The 14681-nt window shown below is 72.2% G+C and carries 17 protein-coding genes; 6 read left to right on the top strand and 11 right to left on the bottom strand.

Features of this window, described 5'->3' with window-relative positions; all coding sequences use genetic code 11:
- Positions 1-708: 708 nt before the first annotated feature.
- Positions 709-909, bottom strand: a complete 201-nt coding sequence (locus OQ02_RS29800; protein WP_033441951.1) for a hypothetical protein — start codon at positions 907-909, stop codon at positions 709-711.
- A gap of 194 nt (positions 910-1103) precedes the next feature.
- On the opposite strand from OQ02_RS29800, the gene OQ02_RS29805 reads away from it, so the two are divergent.
- Together OQ02_RS29805 and OQ02_RS29810 are read left to right on the top strand one after the other, a co-directional pair.
- Complete coding sequence (locus tag OQ02_RS29805) at positions 1104-1910, top strand: class I SAM-dependent methyltransferase (RefSeq protein ID WP_033441952.1); 807 nt, start codon at positions 1104-1106, stop codon at positions 1908-1910.
- On the top strand, positions 1907-3715 hold the full coding sequence (locus OQ02_RS29810) for a prolyl oligopeptidase family serine peptidase (protein ID WP_033441953.1): 1809 nt from the start codon (positions 1907-1909) through the stop codon (positions 3713-3715). The genes OQ02_RS29805 and OQ02_RS29810 overlap by 4 nt, the downstream gene beginning before the upstream one ends.
- Before the next feature lie 69 nt (positions 3716-3784).
- On the opposite strand, the gene OQ02_RS29815 is transcribed toward OQ02_RS29810, so the two are convergent.
- The 3 genes from OQ02_RS29815 to OQ02_RS29825 form a co-directional block, all read right to left on the bottom strand.
- Complete coding sequence (locus OQ02_RS29815; RefSeq protein WP_033441954.1) at positions 3785-4261, bottom strand: Dps family protein; 477 nt, start codon at positions 4259-4261, stop codon at positions 3785-3787.
- Between the two features lie 15 nt (positions 4262-4276).
- The gene (locus OQ02_RS29820; protein ID WP_033441955.1) at positions 4277-4699 is read right to left on the bottom strand and encodes an organic hydroperoxide resistance protein; all 423 of its coding nucleotides are present in this window, start codon (positions 4697-4699) and stop codon (positions 4277-4279) included.
- Between the two features lie 114 nt (positions 4700-4813).
- Complete coding sequence (locus tag OQ02_RS29825) at positions 4814-5374, bottom strand: NADPH-dependent FMN reductase (RefSeq protein WP_033441956.1); 561 nt, start codon at positions 5372-5374, stop codon at positions 4814-4816.
- Positions 5375-5454: 80 nt separating this feature from the next.
- On the opposite strand from OQ02_RS29825, the gene OQ02_RS29830 reads away from it, so the two are divergent.
- Positions 5455-6537: an alpha/beta hydrolase gene (locus OQ02_RS29830; protein WP_033441957.1), complete on the top strand. Its 1083-nt coding sequence runs from the start codon at positions 5455-5457 to the stop codon at positions 6535-6537.
- Positions 6538-6600: 63 nt separating this feature from the next.
- Here OQ02_RS29830 and OQ02_RS29835 read toward each other — a convergent pair whose 3' ends face one another.
- Genes OQ02_RS29835 through OQ02_RS29845 form a run of 3 tightly spaced genes read right to left on the bottom strand, consistent with a single transcriptional unit; the run spans position 6601 to position 7942 of the window.
- Positions 6601-7305, bottom strand: coding sequence for a hypothetical protein (locus OQ02_RS29835; protein ID WP_033441958.1), 705 nt, complete (start codon positions 7303-7305; stop codon positions 6601-6603).
- Positions 7302-7622, bottom strand: coding sequence for a type VII secretion target (locus tag OQ02_RS29840; protein ID WP_033441959.1), 321 nt, complete (start codon positions 7620-7622; stop codon positions 7302-7304). The genes OQ02_RS29835 and OQ02_RS29840 overlap by 4 nt, the downstream gene beginning before the upstream one ends.
- A 17-nt stretch (positions 7623-7639) precedes the next feature.
- A complete protein-coding gene (locus OQ02_RS29845; RefSeq protein WP_051772949.1) occupies positions 7640-7942 on the bottom strand; it encodes a YbaB/EbfC family nucleoid-associated protein in 303 nt (100 codons plus the stop codon).
- Between the two features lie 88 nt (positions 7943-8030).
- Here OQ02_RS29845 and OQ02_RS44255 point away from each other — a divergent pair, with 88 nt between their 5' ends.
- Positions 8031-8267, top strand: a complete 237-nt coding sequence (locus OQ02_RS44255) for a hypothetical protein (protein WP_156077389.1) — start codon at positions 8031-8033, stop codon at positions 8265-8267.
- A gap of 7 nt (positions 8268-8274) precedes the next feature.
- Here OQ02_RS44255 and OQ02_RS29850 read toward each other — a convergent pair whose 3' ends face one another.
- Positions 8275-8820, bottom strand: a complete 546-nt coding sequence (locus OQ02_RS29850) for a MarR family transcriptional regulator (protein WP_081916040.1) — start codon at positions 8818-8820, stop codon at positions 8275-8277.
- A 97-nt stretch (positions 8821-8917) separates the two neighbouring features.
- On the opposite strand from OQ02_RS29850, the gene OQ02_RS29855 reads away from it, so the two are divergent.
- Positions 8918-10060 (top strand): cytochrome P450, encoded by a 1143-nt coding sequence (locus OQ02_RS29855; protein ID WP_033441960.1) that lies wholly within the window; start codon positions 8918-8920, stop codon positions 10058-10060.
- A gap of 48 nt (positions 10061-10108) precedes the next feature.
- On the opposite strand, the gene OQ02_RS29860 is transcribed toward OQ02_RS29855, so the two are convergent.
- Positions 10109-11557: a catalase gene (locus OQ02_RS29860; protein ID WP_033441961.1), complete on the bottom strand. Its 1449-nt coding sequence runs from the start codon at positions 11555-11557 to the stop codon at positions 10109-10111.
- Positions 11554-11988, bottom strand: a complete 435-nt coding sequence (locus OQ02_RS29865; protein WP_033441997.1) for a Fur family transcriptional regulator — start codon at positions 11986-11988, stop codon at positions 11554-11556. Before OQ02_RS29865 ends, OQ02_RS29860 begins: the two co-directional genes overlap by 4 nt.
- An 85-nt stretch (positions 11989-12073) precedes the next feature.
- Between OQ02_RS29865 and OQ02_RS29870 the strand changes: the two genes are divergently transcribed.
- On the top strand, positions 12074-13246 hold the full coding sequence (locus OQ02_RS29870) for an MFS transporter (protein ID WP_033441962.1): 1173 nt from the start codon (positions 12074-12076) through the stop codon (positions 13244-13246).
- On the opposite strand, the gene OQ02_RS29875 is transcribed toward OQ02_RS29870, so the two are convergent.
- The gene (locus tag OQ02_RS29875; RefSeq protein ID WP_033441963.1) at positions 13229-14656 is read right to left on the bottom strand and encodes a gluconokinase; all 1428 of its coding nucleotides are present in this window, start codon (positions 14654-14656) and stop codon (positions 13229-13231) included. The two genes, OQ02_RS29870 and OQ02_RS29875, sit on opposite strands and share 18 nt — an antisense overlap.
- Positions 14657-14681 lie beyond the last annotated feature (25 nt).

Below are 14681 nucleotides of genomic sequence, written 5' to 3' on the forward strand. Positions count from 1 at the left end.
CTGGCCCTACTTCAGCCTGTGGCAGGCGATCCGATGGTGTAAAACCCGTCCCTTCTCCTCTGGTTACCGTTTTCCTTGCACCTGCTCGGCCACCGTGCAGGAACCCCTTCCACTGATCGGCTCCTGCGCGCCTGACCGCCCTTGCCGCTTCCACGCGTGGTGGTCGCCACCGGGGCCGCGTACTGCTGTCTCGCAAACCGCTTGCGTTCCCGGTACTTCACGTGCCGACACACACTGCGTCACGGGTAGTTCGTCATCTCCCGTGCCAATCGGACGTTCTCTCTCGTACGAGGAGAACACTACACACGACCACGTGCGAATGTCTAGCCCAGCGATCATAGATTTGCTCAGCCGGGTGACGACGGCTTCCTCACCTGCGCACACGTGGAAAAAATCCCGGGGCCGACGCGGCGACGGGATGGGGACGGGCACGCCGCGGGCACGGCGACGGGGGCGCGCGGGGGCACGGCGGCAGGCACGGCGGCGGGGCGACGGGGGGCACGGCGGCGGCACGGCGGCGGGCACGCGGGGGCACGGGGGGCGGGAGGCACGGGGGCCGGGGCGCGCGAGGAAGCACGGCCCTCATGGGGACGGCGCGCGGGGGGGGTGGTCAGCCTGGGAACCACAGCCCGTCACAGAGGCGGGCCGGACATGACAAAGCGGCCCCGGAGGGTGCGTTCACCCGCCGAGGCCGCCCCGGTCACGAAGTCACTTCACGTGCGGTCGGAGTTCGGCGAGGCGGCGCAACAGCTCGCCTACCTCGTGCCAGTCGAGCTTGGCGGACTCGCCGGGCGGGGTGTGGATGCAGATGTTGCCCTCCTCCGTGAGGGTCACCTCCAGCGTCCGCCGACGACCCAGGGCGTCCGTGCACCCGACGCGACCGCCCTGCCGAACCGTGTTCTCGATCATCGGTCAGACCTCCCTGTGCCACCCGCGTGTATCCCGTGATTCGTTCGGGCGAACGAGGACGTTACGAACTACTCCTCGCTGTTGCTTAATTCCGCAGCTGCACCGACCACGCGGACGCCCGACCTGTTCCACTCAGCCAACCAGGTGAACGTTGACGATTCAAGTCACGTTCCGTAACCATCCATGATCGAAGCATGGCAGACAAGGCGGACCGCGCGGACCTGCGGCAGCGGACGTACGGCAGGGGTGACCTCGCCGCGAACCCGCTCTTCGCGGGCGGCTTCATCAACTTCGGCTACTGGGCGGGCATCCCGCTGGACGGCGACCTGACCGTCGAGCACCGGATCGCGTCCCAGGAAACCCTCTACGACGTCGTCCTGGACGCGCTGGGGGTCGGCACGGGCGACCGCGTGCTCGAAGTCGGCTCCGGACGCGGCCTGGGCGCCCGGCGGATCCTCCGCCGCGACCCGGCGCACGTCCGGGGCGTCGACCTGGTTCCGGAGCAGGTCGCACGGGCGACCGAGGCCAACGACGACCCGCGCGCGGCGTTCGTCCAGGGCTCGTCCGACGACCTCCCGTTCCCCGACGCCTCGTTCGACGCCCTGCTGTCCGTCGAGGCCGCCCAGCACTTCGAGGACATCGGCGGGTTCGCGCACGAGAGCGCACGCGTGCTCGCACCCGGTGGCCGGTTCGCCGTCACCACGTTCTTCACCAGGACGGATGACGCCGGCGCCCGGCTGGCCGAGCTGCTGAGGACGTTCGCCTCCGGCCTCGACCTGGCGCACCGGATCGACGACGTGCTGCGCGACCTGCGGGCGGCCGGGTTCGTCGACGTCACCGCACGCTCCGTCGGCGAGCACGTGTGGCCCGGTTTCGACCGGTGGATCGCGCTGACCGAGCACCCGAACGGGTGGGGTCGGAACTGGATCCGGGCCGCCGAAACCGGTCTCGCGGACTATTTCCTGGTCACCGCCCGAAAGCCGGCAGGATCGGAGGCGTGACGACGCACCCGACCGCCGAAGTGCCCGACCCGCTGTTCGCCGACGCCGAGGCCGACGCCCGCTGGAAGGCCCGGTTCACCGCGCCCCGCGTGAGCCTGCCCGGCTGGGCGGACGACGCGCCGGACCGCAGCCTGTACCTGTCGAACTCCAGCGGCGTGTGGGAGATCTACGCCTGGGACCGCGCCACCGGCACCCACCGCAAGGTCACCGACCGCCCGAACGGCACGTCGCACGGCGCGCTGAGCCCGGACGGCCGGGCCATCTGGTGGTTCGCCGACACCGACGGCGACGAGTTCGGCACGTGGGTCAGCGAGCCGTTCGCGCCCGGCGGTGACGCGAAGCCCGCCGTGGACGGCGTGCAGGCCGGGTACCCGGCGGGCCTGGAGATCGGGCACGAGGTCGTCGCGGTCGGCGCGTCCACCGACGACGGCACCACGGTGTACGTCTCGCGCGCCGGCGGGCCGGCCGAGGTGATCTACGCGCACGAGAACGACGGCGGCGTGTCCGCGCTGTCCAAGGACGAGACGCTGGTCGCGCTGGCGCACTCGGAGCACGGCGACAACCGGCACGCCGCGCTGCGCGTGGTGACGCCGTCGGGCGAGAAGGTCGCCGAGAAGTGGGACGGTCCCGGCAAGGGCCTGGACGCGATCGCGTTCAGCCCGGTGCGCGGCGACAACCGGCTGCTCGTCGGGCACGAGCGGCGCGGCAAGGACGAGTTGCTGATCTGGGACGTCGCGGCGGACACCGAGACCGAGGTCGTGGTCGACCTGCCCGGTGAGATCAGCGCCGACTGGTACCCGGACGCGCGGTCGCTGCTGATCGTGCACACGTTCCAGGCGCGGAACACGCTGCACCGCTACGACCTGGCCACCGGCGCGCTGTCCACGCTGGACACCCCGCACGGCACGATCGGCAACGCGGGCGTGCGGCCGGACGGCGCGGTGGAGTACTCGTGGTCGTCGGCCGCGCGGCCCGGCGTCGTGCGTGTGCTCGACGTGGCGGGCGAGGACCGCGTGCTGCTCGAACCGCCCGGCCACAAGGCGCCGCCGTCGGTCGACCTGGACGACGTGTTCGTGGGTGACGTGCACGCGCTGGTGGCCCGTCCGGCCGGCGCGCCCGACGGTCCGCTGCCGACGGTGTTCCACCTGCACGGCGGGCCGCACGCGGCGGACGAGGACCGGTTCTCCGCCTACCGCGCGGTGTGGCTGGACGCGGGGTTCGCCGTGGTGCACGTGAACTACCGCGGTTCCACCGGGTACGGCTCGAAGTGGCGTGACGCGATCGAGGGCCGGCCGGGGCTGACCGAGCTGGAGGACGTGGCGGCGGTGCACGACTGGGCCGTCCGGACCGGGTTCGCCGACCCGGCGAAGTGCGTGGTCAGCGGCGCGTCGTGGGGCGGCTACCTGTCGCTGCTGGCGCTCGGGACGCAGCCGGAGCTGTGGGCGGCCGGTGTCGCGGGCGTGCCGGTGGCGGACTACCTGGCCGCGTACGCGGACGAGATGGAGCCGCTGCGGGCGTTCGACCGGGCGCTGTTCGGCGGGTCGCCGGAGGAGCTGCCCGACCTGTACCGCGAGTGCTCGCCGCTGACGTACGTGGACGCGGTGCGCGCGCCCGTGCTGGTGCTGGCGGGTGAGCACGACCCGCGCTGCCCGATCCGGCAGATCGACAACTACCTGGACCGCCTGGCGGCGCGCGGCGCGGCGTACGAGGTGTACCGGTACGAGGCCGGGCACGGCTCGCTGGTGGTCGCGGAGACGATCCGGCAGACGGCCGCCGAGGTCGCGTTCGTGCAGCGGGTGCTGTAGCGGGTGCTGTAGCGGATCAGGGGCCACCGGTGTCCGCCGGTGGCCCCTCGCCGTCGTGGGAGGGCCCGGTCAGGCCTGCTGCGCCTGCCACATCCAGTGCGCCTGCTCGAACGCCTTGGTGATCCCGATCAGCAGGTCCTGGGTGACCAGGTCGGACTTGTCCGTCTCGTCGATCCGGCCGCGCAGCCGCTGGATCAGCTCGCCCAGCGCGGTGACCACGGCCGCGACCACCTGCTCCTCCTTCAGCCAGCCGCCGGGCACGTCCGGCACGCCGGAGCCGTCGGCCACCGTCCGCGCCTTGCCGTCGGGCGGGACGCCCAGCGCGGCGGCCCGTTCGGCGACCTCGTCGGTGTAGGTGCGCGCGGTCGTCACCAGCTCGTCCAGCTGGAGGTGCACGCTGCGGAAGTTCCGGCCGACGACGTTCCAGTGCGCCTGCTTCGCCACCAGCGACAGGTCGATCAGGTCGACCAGGGTGGCTTGGAGGACGGCCCCGACCGAGGCCTTGTCGGGCTCGGCCAGCGGGCTGGTGATCGGAGACTTGCTCATGGTCTGACGCCTCCTTCAGACGGTGGTCGTGAGAGCCACCTCGATGTTGCCGCGGGTGGCGTTGGAGTACGGGCAGATCCGGTGCGCGGCGGCCACGAGCCGCTCGGCCTCGTCCTGCTCGACGCCGGGGAGGTGCGTCGCCAGCTCGACGGTCAGCTGGAAGCCGCCGCTGCCGTCGGCGCCGAGCCCGACCTTCGCGGTGACGGTCGTCTCGCCGAGGCTGGTCTTGGCCTGCCGCGCGGCGACCTTCAGCGCACTGTGGAAGCACGCCGCGTACCCGGCCGCGAACAGCTGCTCCGGGTTGGTCTTGTCGCCGCCGGGTCCGCCCAGTTCCTTGGGGGTGGCCAACTGCTCGTCGATCACCCCGTCGGAGGAGCGGACCTCGCCGTTGCGACCGTCCCCGACTGCGATGGCTTCCGCGGTGTAGAGCACCTGCATGGCGAACGCTCTCCTTTGAGCTGGTGGAAGGGCCTGACGATCAACCCAACACCCGGCCGAAGCCGAACCACGTCCGTTCGTGTGGCAGCTCACGCCCACCGGACACGTACCCGCTCAGCGCGCCCTCGACACGGCGAACTCGGTCACCTGTCGCCCGATCGTGCGCAGCTGGTCGGCCACCGACGGGACCGAGCACCCGCCGTCCGGGTCGAAGTCGACCTCGCGCGAGTTCACCGCCGCGCCGAGCGGGGTCGGCCAGCCGCGCAAGGCGTGCACGATCGAGCGCAACGCGGTCAGCGTGGTCACGGACGCCTGCCAGCCCTGGGCCGCCGCGACGCAGCCGACCGCCCGGCCGTCCAGGTAGGGGCGCTCGTCGAGGCGCATGTCCTCGACGTAGTCCAGGGCGTTCTTGACCAGGCCGGACACCGTGCCGTGGTAGCCGGGTGAGACGAGCACCACACCGTCCGCCTGGCGCAGGGCGTCCACGAGGCGGCGGGCGTTCTCGGGCCGTTCGGGCACGGACGGGTCGTAGAAGGGGAGCACGAGGTCGGGCCCGGCCACTTCGAGGACCTTGGCGCCCGCGTCGGCGGCACCCTCCAACACGATCCTCATCGCGCGTTCGGACTGCGAGTTGGGGCGCAGCGACCCGCCGATGCCCACCACGGTGACCGTCATGGTTTCCGATCCTGCCACCTCCAGCTACCTGGAGGTCCAGTTCCTCGCCCCTTCACCTACCGGCGAGTAACGTACAGCGCATGTCGAAGCTCGCCGACTCGCTCCCTCCCGGTGTCCTCGCCGGCGCCCTGCGCTTCGTCTTCGGCCTGCCGGAGCCGCTGCGCAAGCTGATCGCCGGTCGCCCGATCACGCTGGACGGCCAGCGGCTGCACCCCGAAGCGCAGTTGCTGCTGAGGCTCCAGCAGCTCAGCGGTGAGGACTGGCGGACGACCACGCCCACCGCGAACCGCCTCGCCCTGACCCGCAGCAACGCGCTGGTGTGCGGTCCGGTGATCGACGGCGTGGCGGTGCGGTCGCTGTCCCTGGACGGCGCCGGGGGCCACCAAATCCCGGCGCGGTTCTACGAGCCGACCGGCCTGGCCACCGGATCGCCGCTGCTGGTCTTCTACCACGGAGGCGGGTGGGTCAGCGGTGACCTGGACAGCCACGACAACCTGTGCCGGTTCCTCGCCGCGGAGGGTGGCGTGCGGGTGCTGGCGGCCGACTACCGGCTCGCGCCCGAGCACCCGTTCCCGGCGGCGGCGGACGACGCGCAGGCCGCGTTCGAGTACGCCGTGTCGCACGCGTCCGAACTCGGCGTCGACGCGCGGCGGATCGCGGTGGGCGGTGACAGCGCGGGCGGCAACCTGGCGGCCGTGACGGCCTTGCACGCGGGCGCGGTGAAGCCGGTGTTCCTGCTGATGTTCTACCCGGCGGTGGACGCGTCGGTGCGGCGGCGGTCGCGGGACCTGTTCGGGAACGGGTTCTTCCTGACCGACGAGAAGATGGACTGGTTCCTCGACCACTACGCGCCGGCGCGCGAGGCGCACACCGATCCCCGGTTGTCGGTGCTGCTGGCCGAGGACCTGAGCGGGCTGCCGCCGACGTACCTGGCGACCGCGGGGTTCGACCCGTTGCGGGACGAGGGTGAGGCGTTCGCGGAGAAGCTGGCCCGCCAGGGGGTGCCGGTGGTGCTGCGGCGGCACGCCGGGCTGTTCCACGGGTACGCGAACATCCTCGGGGTCGGCGGCGTGTTCCGGGAAGCGGTGGCGGAGGCCGTCGGGTCGCTGCGCACCGGGCTGGCGCTGGCCAACACCCGGCAGGACATCCCCGAAACGGCTTGAGACGAGGGCCGGTCGCCCCGCCACGGGCGACCGGCCCCGATCCGCCGGCCGGGTCGCGGGTCCCTAGTCGCCCGACCCGTTCTGCGGCTCGCCCTGCGACCCGCCGCCCGCCGGACCCGCTGCCCCCGCGGCGCCCGGCTCCCCGCTGCCTGCCGCTCCACCACTGCCGGTGCCGGCGACGCCACCGCTCGCCGCCCCGCCGTCGCCCTCGACGGCGGCCATCGCCTTGTCGAGTTCCGACCGGCGCATGGCGACCTCGTCCTGGCACTGCCTGCACAGCTTGATGATCTCGGCCACGGCCTCGTGCACGACGTCCTCACCGGGGTCGCCGGGGAGCCAGTCGCCTTCCAGCACGACGACGGCGGCGGGGTCGGCCCGCCGGCAGACGTCCAGGACCTCGGTGGCCGTGGCTCGCACCACCTCGTCCATCAGCTTGGCGATCCGCTCGACCTCCTCGACCAGCGCCTGCAAGCCCTTCAGCTCGACGCTCAGCTCGTCCAGCTCCTTGCGCATGGCCTCGTTCGCGGAGTCCGACGCGCTGCCACCGGTGCCCGACTCGTGTTCGGCGATCGCCTTCTCGTGCTCTTCGATCGCCTTCTGGACGTCCTTGATGACGTCGCGCAGCTGGACGGCGTAGGAGTCGACCGCCGCCGGGTCGTAGTCGATCTGCCGGATCGCGTCGATCGGGTTCGGTGAGCCGACCGCACCGGCCGCCTCGGCGAGCCGAGCGCAGCCGCTCATCGCTTCCTGCACTGCCGGGTGGGTCATCGCAGACCCCCGCCGGACCGGTCGATCTCCTCGGTGCCGTCCGCGTCCGCCCGGTCGTACTCGTCGGCGTCCCGGCGCACCAGCTCGGCGATCTCGGTCAACCGGTCACGCCGCCGCGCGATCCCGTCACGACGACGTCCGACGATCGCGTCCAGATCCGCCGCCAACCCCCGCGCCGGAGCCGAAACGCCGAACGCGCCCGGCGGAACAGCCGTCCCCCCGAGCGAACTCGCCGCCGTGCCCGCGTGGTCGCCCGCGCGCTGGAACCCGTTCGCGGACTCGCGCATCCGGCCGGTGTCCGCTTTGAAACCCGCCACGTCCTCCCCCTCACTCGCTACTTCGTGCCCAAGTAGTACGACCGCCGCTCCGCCACCAGCTCACGGGCTTTCCGCTGCGCCTCGCCCGAGGCCTGGAGGATCGCGTTGGCCAGCACCTTCGGGTCGACCCGGCCCACCAGCGTGGCGTTCACCGCGACCTCGACGACCTTGGTCGTGTGGTCGACGCCGATCTCGACCAGACCGCTGTCGTCGCGGCCGAACACGACCCGTTGGGCGAGGTCCCGCTTGAGCGCGAGGCGGGCTTGGTCGACTCTTTCGGCGCGGGCCGCCAAGTCGTCCAGCGATGGCGAATCCGTCATACGCGCGTCCCCCGATCGGCGTTGGCGGTCACCGGTCGGACGGTCAAGATCCGGACTCGGTTCCGCTCGCTCCGGTAATCTCACGATTGTGGACTACTGGGTGCGGGTCAGGACCGGTGATCCTCCGCCGCCCTCCGCGCCACTCCCCGGCGGTGAGCCTCGTTGGGCGCGGGCGAGCGCGCGCGACGTGATCGCGCCCGCCGTCTCGTCGGACCCGCCCGGCCCGGTCGACCAGGTCGACATGGAGACGCGGAAGACCTGGCTGGTCGACTCGTTCGAGATCGTCACGCCGCGCTACCCGTGGCAGAAGGCCGACGGTTCCTGAGCCTGGCTCAGGGGCGTGGCGGGGCGGGGCCGGGTTCCTCGTCGGCGAGCAGGTCGTCCATGGTGTCGCGCAGCCGGTGGAGGAAGTCCTCGAACCCGGCCAGCTGTCCCGGTTCGTACTGCGCCACAAGGGTTTGCAGCCGCGCGTTGAGCGGGCCGAAGAAGTCGCGCGCCGGCTCCTCGATCTCGCGGCTGCTGCGCAGGGTCACGATGCGCCGGTCGGCGTGCTCGCGGGTGCGGACCACATGACCGAGCTTCTCCAGGCGGTTCAGCAGGTTGGTGGTGGCGCCGGTGGTCAGGCCGAGGCGTTCGCTGAGACGGGTCGGGGACAGGGGTGCGCCCTTGTCCTCCGCGTACAGGATCTCCACGAGGGCGGTGGCGTCGGTGGAGTGCAGGCCGAGCCACGTCGCGAAGCGGCCGGTGAAGTCGGTGTAGAGCGCGCCGAACGCGCGTAGTCCGTCCAGCAGTCGGACGCTCCGGTCGACGACGTCGCCATCCGCCACGCGGTCCGCCGGCTCGCCCTCCACTGCCGCCCCTTCACTGCCGTCGTCCACTGCTGATCGTCTTCGCGGTGCGTTGACAACCTACCTGCGCGCTAACTAGCTTCATGGTGAAGGAACTTTCGGGTGAAGCAAACTGGGGGAAGCCGGCGTGACCGAAGCACCGCACCTTGACGTCGACCCGTTCACCGCGACCGAGCGCGGCATCGACGAGCCCTCGCCCGAGCGCGCCGCGTTGCGGGCGGCCGGGCCGATCGTGCAGGTCGACGCACCGGCGGGCGGGCGGGTGTGGATCGTCACGGACGACGCCCTCGCCCGTCAGGTCCTCACCGACCCCCGCCTCGCCAAGGACCCGGCGCTGGCGCCGCCGACCTGGGACCGGCGCACCGCCGGGCTCGAACGGACGGCGGCCGAGCAGCCCTCGCTGACCACGCTCGACGGACCGGAGCACACCCTCCTGCGCCGCGCCCACACCCCGCTGCTCACCGGCAAGCGCATCCGTGACCAGTCCGAGCGGATCCACGCCACCGCCCGCGAACTGCTCGGCCGGGCCGACGCGGCGGAGGAGGTCGACCTGGTCGCGGACTTCACCACCCGCTACCCGATCACCGTGCTGCTCGACCTCCTCGGCGTCCCGCTCGACCACGTGGACCGGGCGACCGACGCCTGCCGACTCATGCTCGGCGCCGACCCCGCACGGCAGGGCGCCGCGATCTCCGCCCTCATGGGCTTGGCCGCGGCCGGGCTGGAGGACGGCAGGCAGGGGATCGCCGCCGAGCTGGGTGCGCGCGTGCCGCCGGAGACGACACCGGACGAGCTGAACTACCACCTGTTCGCGTTGATCTTCGCCGGTCAGCTCACCACCGACGCGTCCCTCGGGTTCCTGCTCGCCCGCGCCCTCGTGGACCGGACGACCCCGGTCGACGAACTGGTCCGCGACACCCTGCGCCGCCACCCGCCCGCCCCGTTCACGCTGTGGCGCTACACCACCACCGAGGTCGAGGTGGGCGGTGTGCGGCTGCCGGCGCGCGCACCCGTGCTCGTGGACATCCAGGGCATCAACGTCCACGGCAGCGCCGCGCCGGGCGGGCCGGACCTGAGCTTCGGCGCCGGGCCGCACTTCTGCGTCGGCGCCCGACTCGCCCGGCTCGAACTGCGGGCGGCGGTGGCGGTGCTGCGGTCCGACTTCCCGAACGCCCGCCTGACCGTCCCGTTCGACGAGCTGCGGCAGAGCGGGATCGGCGGCATCCAGGGACAGCGGCTGACGGCGCTGCCGGTGGCGTTGCGCGGGTAGCGGAGGACAGGGCCGCCCGAGCAGACGGGCGGCCCTGTCACAGCTCGATCACCTGCCGAAGGCGGCGGCGATCCTGTCGCCGGTCTCCTTGTCGATGTTGCGCCAGTACTCGAAGACGCGCTCCAGCACGGGCTCGGACACGCCGTTCGACGCGTGCCCGATCACGGTCCGCACGAGGCGCTCGCGCTGCGCGTCGTCGAAGACCTCGCGGATCAGGGTGCCCGCCTGGCCGAAGTCGTCGTCCTCGGCGTGCAGCTTGTACGCCGACCGCGTGACCGCGTCCTCGACGCCGTACGCCGACGCGACCTCGCCCGCCGACGCACCGGCCGCGTGCGGGCCGCCGTACGAGTTCGGCGCGTACACCGGGTCGGCGGCGTTGCCGAAGCGCATCGCGCCGTCCTTCGAGTACGAGTTCACCGGCGACTTCGGCCGGTTCACCGGGAGCTCGTTGTAGTTCGTGCCGATGCGGTACCGGTGCGCGTCCGGGTACGAGAAGATCCGGCCGATCAGCATCTTGTCCGGCGACGTGCCGATGCCGGGCACCAGGTTCGTCGGCTCGAACGCGGCCTGCTCGATCTCGGCGAAGTAGTCCGCCGGGTTCCGGTCCAGCACCAGCTTGCCGACCTTGATCAGCGGGTAGTCGGCGTGCGGCCACACCTTGGTCAGGTCGAACGGGTTGAAGCGGTACGTCGCGGCGTCCTCGTACGGCATGACCTGCACGTGCAGCGTCCACGACGGGAACTCGCCGCGCTCGATCGCGTGCCACAGGTCGGCGCGGTGCGCGTCGGCGTCCTCACCGGCGACGCGGGCGGCCTCTTCCGACGTCAGGCACTCGATGCCCTGGTCGGTCTTGAAGTGGTACTTCACCCAGAAGCGCTCGCCCGCCGCGTTCTCCCACAGGTAGGTGTGCGAGCCGTAGCCGTTCTGGTGCCGCCACGTCCGGGGGATGCCCCGGTCGCCCATCAGCCACGTGACCTGGTGCGCGGTCTGCGGCTGGAGGGTCCAGAAGTCCCACTGCATGTCGTGGTCGCGACGGCCGGTGTCGGCGCGGCGCTTCTGGGAGCGGATGAAGTCGGGGAACTTGATCGGGTCGCGCAGGAAGAACACCGGCGTGTTGTTGCCGACGAGGTCGTAGTTCCCCTGCGTCGTGTAGAACTTCAGCGCGAAACCGCGCGGGTCGCGCCACGTGTCGGGCGAACCCAGCTCGCCGGCGACGGTGGAGAAGCGCAGCAGCGTCTCCGTCTTCACGCCGGGCTGGAACAGCGCCGCCTTGGTGAACCCGCTGATGTCCTCGGTCGTCTCGAAGTAGCCGAACGCACCGCCACCCTTGGCGTGCACGACCCGCTCGGGGACCCGCTCCCGGTTGAACTGGGCGTTCTTCTCGATCAGGTAGTGGTCCTGGAGCAGGATCGGGCCGTTGGCGCCGAGGGTCAGCGAGTGGTCGTCGCTCGCGACCGGGATGCCTGCGTTGTTGGTGGTGTGACGTGCTTCGGTCACGCTGGTTGCTCCTTCGGTGTTCCTCGGCAGTCAGGGCAACGACCCCAGAACAGGACCTCGGCCTCGTCCACCGCGAAGCCGGCCGCGGCCGACGGTTCCAGGCAGGGCGCGGCGCCGTGGACGCAGTCGACGTCCTCGGTCCGCCCGCAGACCCGGCACACGAGGTGGTGGTGGTTGTCGCCGGTCCGCGTCTCGTACCGCGCCGGGTGCCCGGCGGGTTCGATCCGGCGCAACAACCCGGTCCGCGCGCACGCGTTCAGCACGTCGTAGACGGCCTGCGTCGACACGGACCCCAACCTGGCCCGCACGCCCTCGGCAACCGAGTCGGCGGTGGCGTGGGGGTGTTCGGCGAGCCAGTCGAGCACCGCGATCCGGGGCGCGGTGACGCGCAGCCCGACGTCCTTGAGCAGCTCGCGCGGTCCTGGGGTCATGGTCACACCACTCCATCATGCTTTCTGGAACGGGTCAAGAAAACGATCGGTTAAACCTGTTGCCCGAGCCGGTGAAGATGGGCGGGTGAACGTCGCTCCCTACCTCGCCGTCCTCCGCACACCCCGAGTGCCGGGATTCATGCTGCTGATGCTGCTGGCACGGGTGCCGCCGACCGCCGCGGGCATGACGGTCACCATGCACGTCCTCCTCGCCCTGGAACGAGGTTACGGCGCGTCGGGCCTGGTCGGGGCGGTCAGCACGGTCGGGATCGCGGTCGGATCGCCGCTCATGGGCCACCTGGTCGACCGGCGCGGCCTGCGGGCGATGCTGACGGTGTCGATGGCCACCGAGGGCCTGTTCTGGTTCGTCGCGCCCCTGCTGTCGTACGAGTTCCTGCTGGTCACCGCCTTCCTCGCCGGTATCACGATGATGCCGGTGATGTCGCTGGGCCGGCAGATCCTGACCGCGCTCGTGCCGGACGACCGCAGGCGCACCGCGTTGGCGATGGACTCGATGGCCGTGGAGGTCGCCTTCATGGCCGGTCCCGCGCTCGGCGTCGCGCTGACCACGCAGGCGTCGAGCCGGACCGCGATGTGGACGATCGGCGTGTCGATGGTGGTGATCGGCGCGGTCCTGTGGGCGGTGGACCCGCCGGTCCGCAGCGCGGGCGCGAGCCGGGTGCCGGTGGCGCGCCGGGAGTGGCTGGACGGTCGGCTCCTCGGCGTGCTGATCAGCGCGGGCGGTGCGACGTTCGTGCTGTCGGGCGTCGAGGTGTCGGTGGTCGCGGCGATGCGCGAACTCGGCCTCACGTCGTGGACCGGAGCGTTGGTCGTGGTGATGTGCGTGGCGTCGCTGGTCGGCGGGTTCCTCTACGGCGGCCTGAACCGGGTGCCGCCGCTGTGGGCGCTGATGGGCGTCATGGGCGTGCTGGCCATCCCGATCGGCCTGTTCGCGTGGTCGCCGTGGTGGCTGGCGCTGGCGTTGGTGCCGACGAACTTCCTGTGCGCGCCGACGATCACGGCGACCGGCGAGGCGATCACGAAGTACGCTCCCGCGTCGGCTCGCGGTGTGGCGATGGGCCTTCAGGGGTCGGCGTTCACGCTGGGCGTGGCGGCGGGCGCGCCGGCGGCCGGGTTCGTGATCGACCACTCGTCACCGGCGTGGGGCTTCGCGGTGGCGGGCGTCGGCGCGGTGCTGATCGCGACCGGCACGGCGCTGCTCGGCCGCCGCGCCGCCACGTCAGTCGAAGTCGCGTAGGGCCTGGTAGAGGCGGTCGACGGCGGGGCGGGCGCGGGCGTAGTGGCGGACCGCGTCCGGGTCGGGCGCGATGGTCTTGAGCGGCTTCACCAGGTCGGCGGCGACGGTCAGGGACGGGATCTCGCCGAGCGAACGCCAGCCGACCAGGGCCGCGCCGACTCCCGACCCCTCGCTGTCGTCGGCCAGTTCCAGGTCGAGGCCGAGCGCGGACGCCAGCACCGTCGCCCACAGGTCGCTCCGGAACGCGCCGCCGGTCACCCGCACCGCGTGCACGTCCGCCACCGAGCGCACCGCGTCCAGCACCAGCGCCAACTGCTGCGCCACGCCCTCCACCAGCGCCCGGGTGATCTCCGCCCGCCCGTGCTCGCGCCGCAGCCCGATCACCGCCGACGTCGCGTCCGGGTCCCACCACGGCGCGCGCTCACCCAGCAGGTACGGCAGCGCGGTCACACCGGCCGCGCCGACGGGCACCGCGGCGGCCTCCGCCAGCAGCTCGACCAGGTCCGCGCCGAACGTCTCGGCGGCCCACTGCGCGACCACGCCACCGTTGCTGACGGCCCCGCCGATCACCCACAGCCCTTCGGCGACGCCGTAGCAGAACACCCGTCCCCGCTCGTCCACGGCGGGCTCCGAGCGCACCACCCGCAGCGCGCCGCTCGTGCCCAACGACACCGCCGCGACCCCCGGCACGACCGCGCCGACGCCGAGGTTCGCCATCGGCCCGTCACCGCCGCCGAGCACGACCGGGAGGCCGGCGGGCAGCCCGGGGACGTCCAGGGTCAACGGCAACGAGTCCACCGGCGCGCGCAGCGACGGCAGCTGCTCGGCGCGCACACCCGCGAACGCCAGCGCGTCCGGGTGCCAGTCCAGCGATTCGAGGTCCATCAGCCCGGTCGCGGACGCCGACGAGTGCTCCGTCACCAGCTCCCCGGTCAGCTTCCAGGCCGCGTAGTCCTTCAGCCCGCACCACCGCGCAGCGGAGAAACCCCGGTCGTGGAACCACGCCAGCTTCACCAACGGCGACATGGTGTGGATCGGGGTGCCGGTGGCGCGGTGCAGCGCGATGCCCTCGGCGGTGCCGCGCAGCCGCGCCGTCTGCTCCAGCGCGCGGTTGTCCGCCCACGACAGCGAACGCGTGACCGGCGTGCCCGAGGAGTCCAGCCCCACCAGCGTGTGCATGGCGCCGGTCAGCGACAACGCCCGCACGTCGAGCCCTTGAGCGGCGACCTCGCGCAGCGCCCGGAGCGCCGCACCCCACACCTCGACCGGGTCGTGGGTCGCCTCACCGGAAGGCGTGGTGCGCATCGGGTAGCCGTGCTCCGCCGATGCGACCACGCCCGCGTTCCGGTCCACCGCGATGACCTTGGTCGCCGTCGTACCCAGGTCGATCGCGAGCACTACCTCCGCCATGCCGAAAAAGCTACAGGCACGGTGA

Origin of the sequence: Saccharothrix sp. NRRL B-16314 (genome assembly GCF_000716595.1) — a bacterium.
Lineage (GTDB): Bacteria > Actinomycetota > Actinomycetes > Mycobacteriales > Pseudonocardiaceae > Actinosynnema.

Bases quoted from the DNA above. Each gene is read 5' to 3' on its own strand.
- OQ02_RS29800 (WP_033441951.1), bottom strand. From the start codon at position 909: ATGATCGAGAACACGGTTCGGCAGGGCGGTCGCGTCGGGTGCACGGAC.
- OQ02_RS29805 (WP_033441952.1), top strand. From the start codon at position 1,104: ATGGCAGACAAGGCGGACCGCGCGGACCTGCGGCAGCGGACGTACGGC.
- OQ02_RS29815 (WP_033441954.1), bottom strand. From the start codon at position 4,261: ATGAGCAAGTCTCCGATCACCAGCCCGCTGGCCGAGCCCGACAAGGCC.
- OQ02_RS29820 (WP_033441955.1), bottom strand. From the start codon at position 4,699: ATGCAGGTGCTCTACACCGCGGAAGCCATCGCAGTCGGGGACGGTCGC.
- OQ02_RS29825 (WP_033441956.1), bottom strand. From the start codon at position 5,374: ATGACGGTCACCGTGGTGGGCATCGGCGGGTCGCTGCGCCCCAACTCG.
- OQ02_RS29830 (WP_033441957.1), top strand. From the start codon at position 5,455: ATGTCGAAGCTCGCCGACTCGCTCCCTCCCGGTGTCCTCGCCGGCGCC.
- OQ02_RS29835 (WP_033441958.1), bottom strand. From the start codon at position 7,305: ATGACCCACCCGGCAGTGCAGGAAGCGATGAGCGGCTGCGCTCGGCTC.
- OQ02_RS29845 (WP_051772949.1), bottom strand. From the start codon at position 7,942: ATGACGGATTCGCCATCGCTGGACGACTTGGCGGCCCGCGCCGAAAGA.
- OQ02_RS29865 (WP_033441997.1), bottom strand. From the start codon at position 11,988: ATGACCCCAGGACCGCGCGAGCTGCTCAAGGACGTCGGGCTGCGCGTC.
- OQ02_RS29875 (WP_033441963.1), bottom strand. From the start codon at position 14,656: ATGGCGGAGGTAGTGCTCGCGATCGACCTGGGTACGACGGCGACCAAG.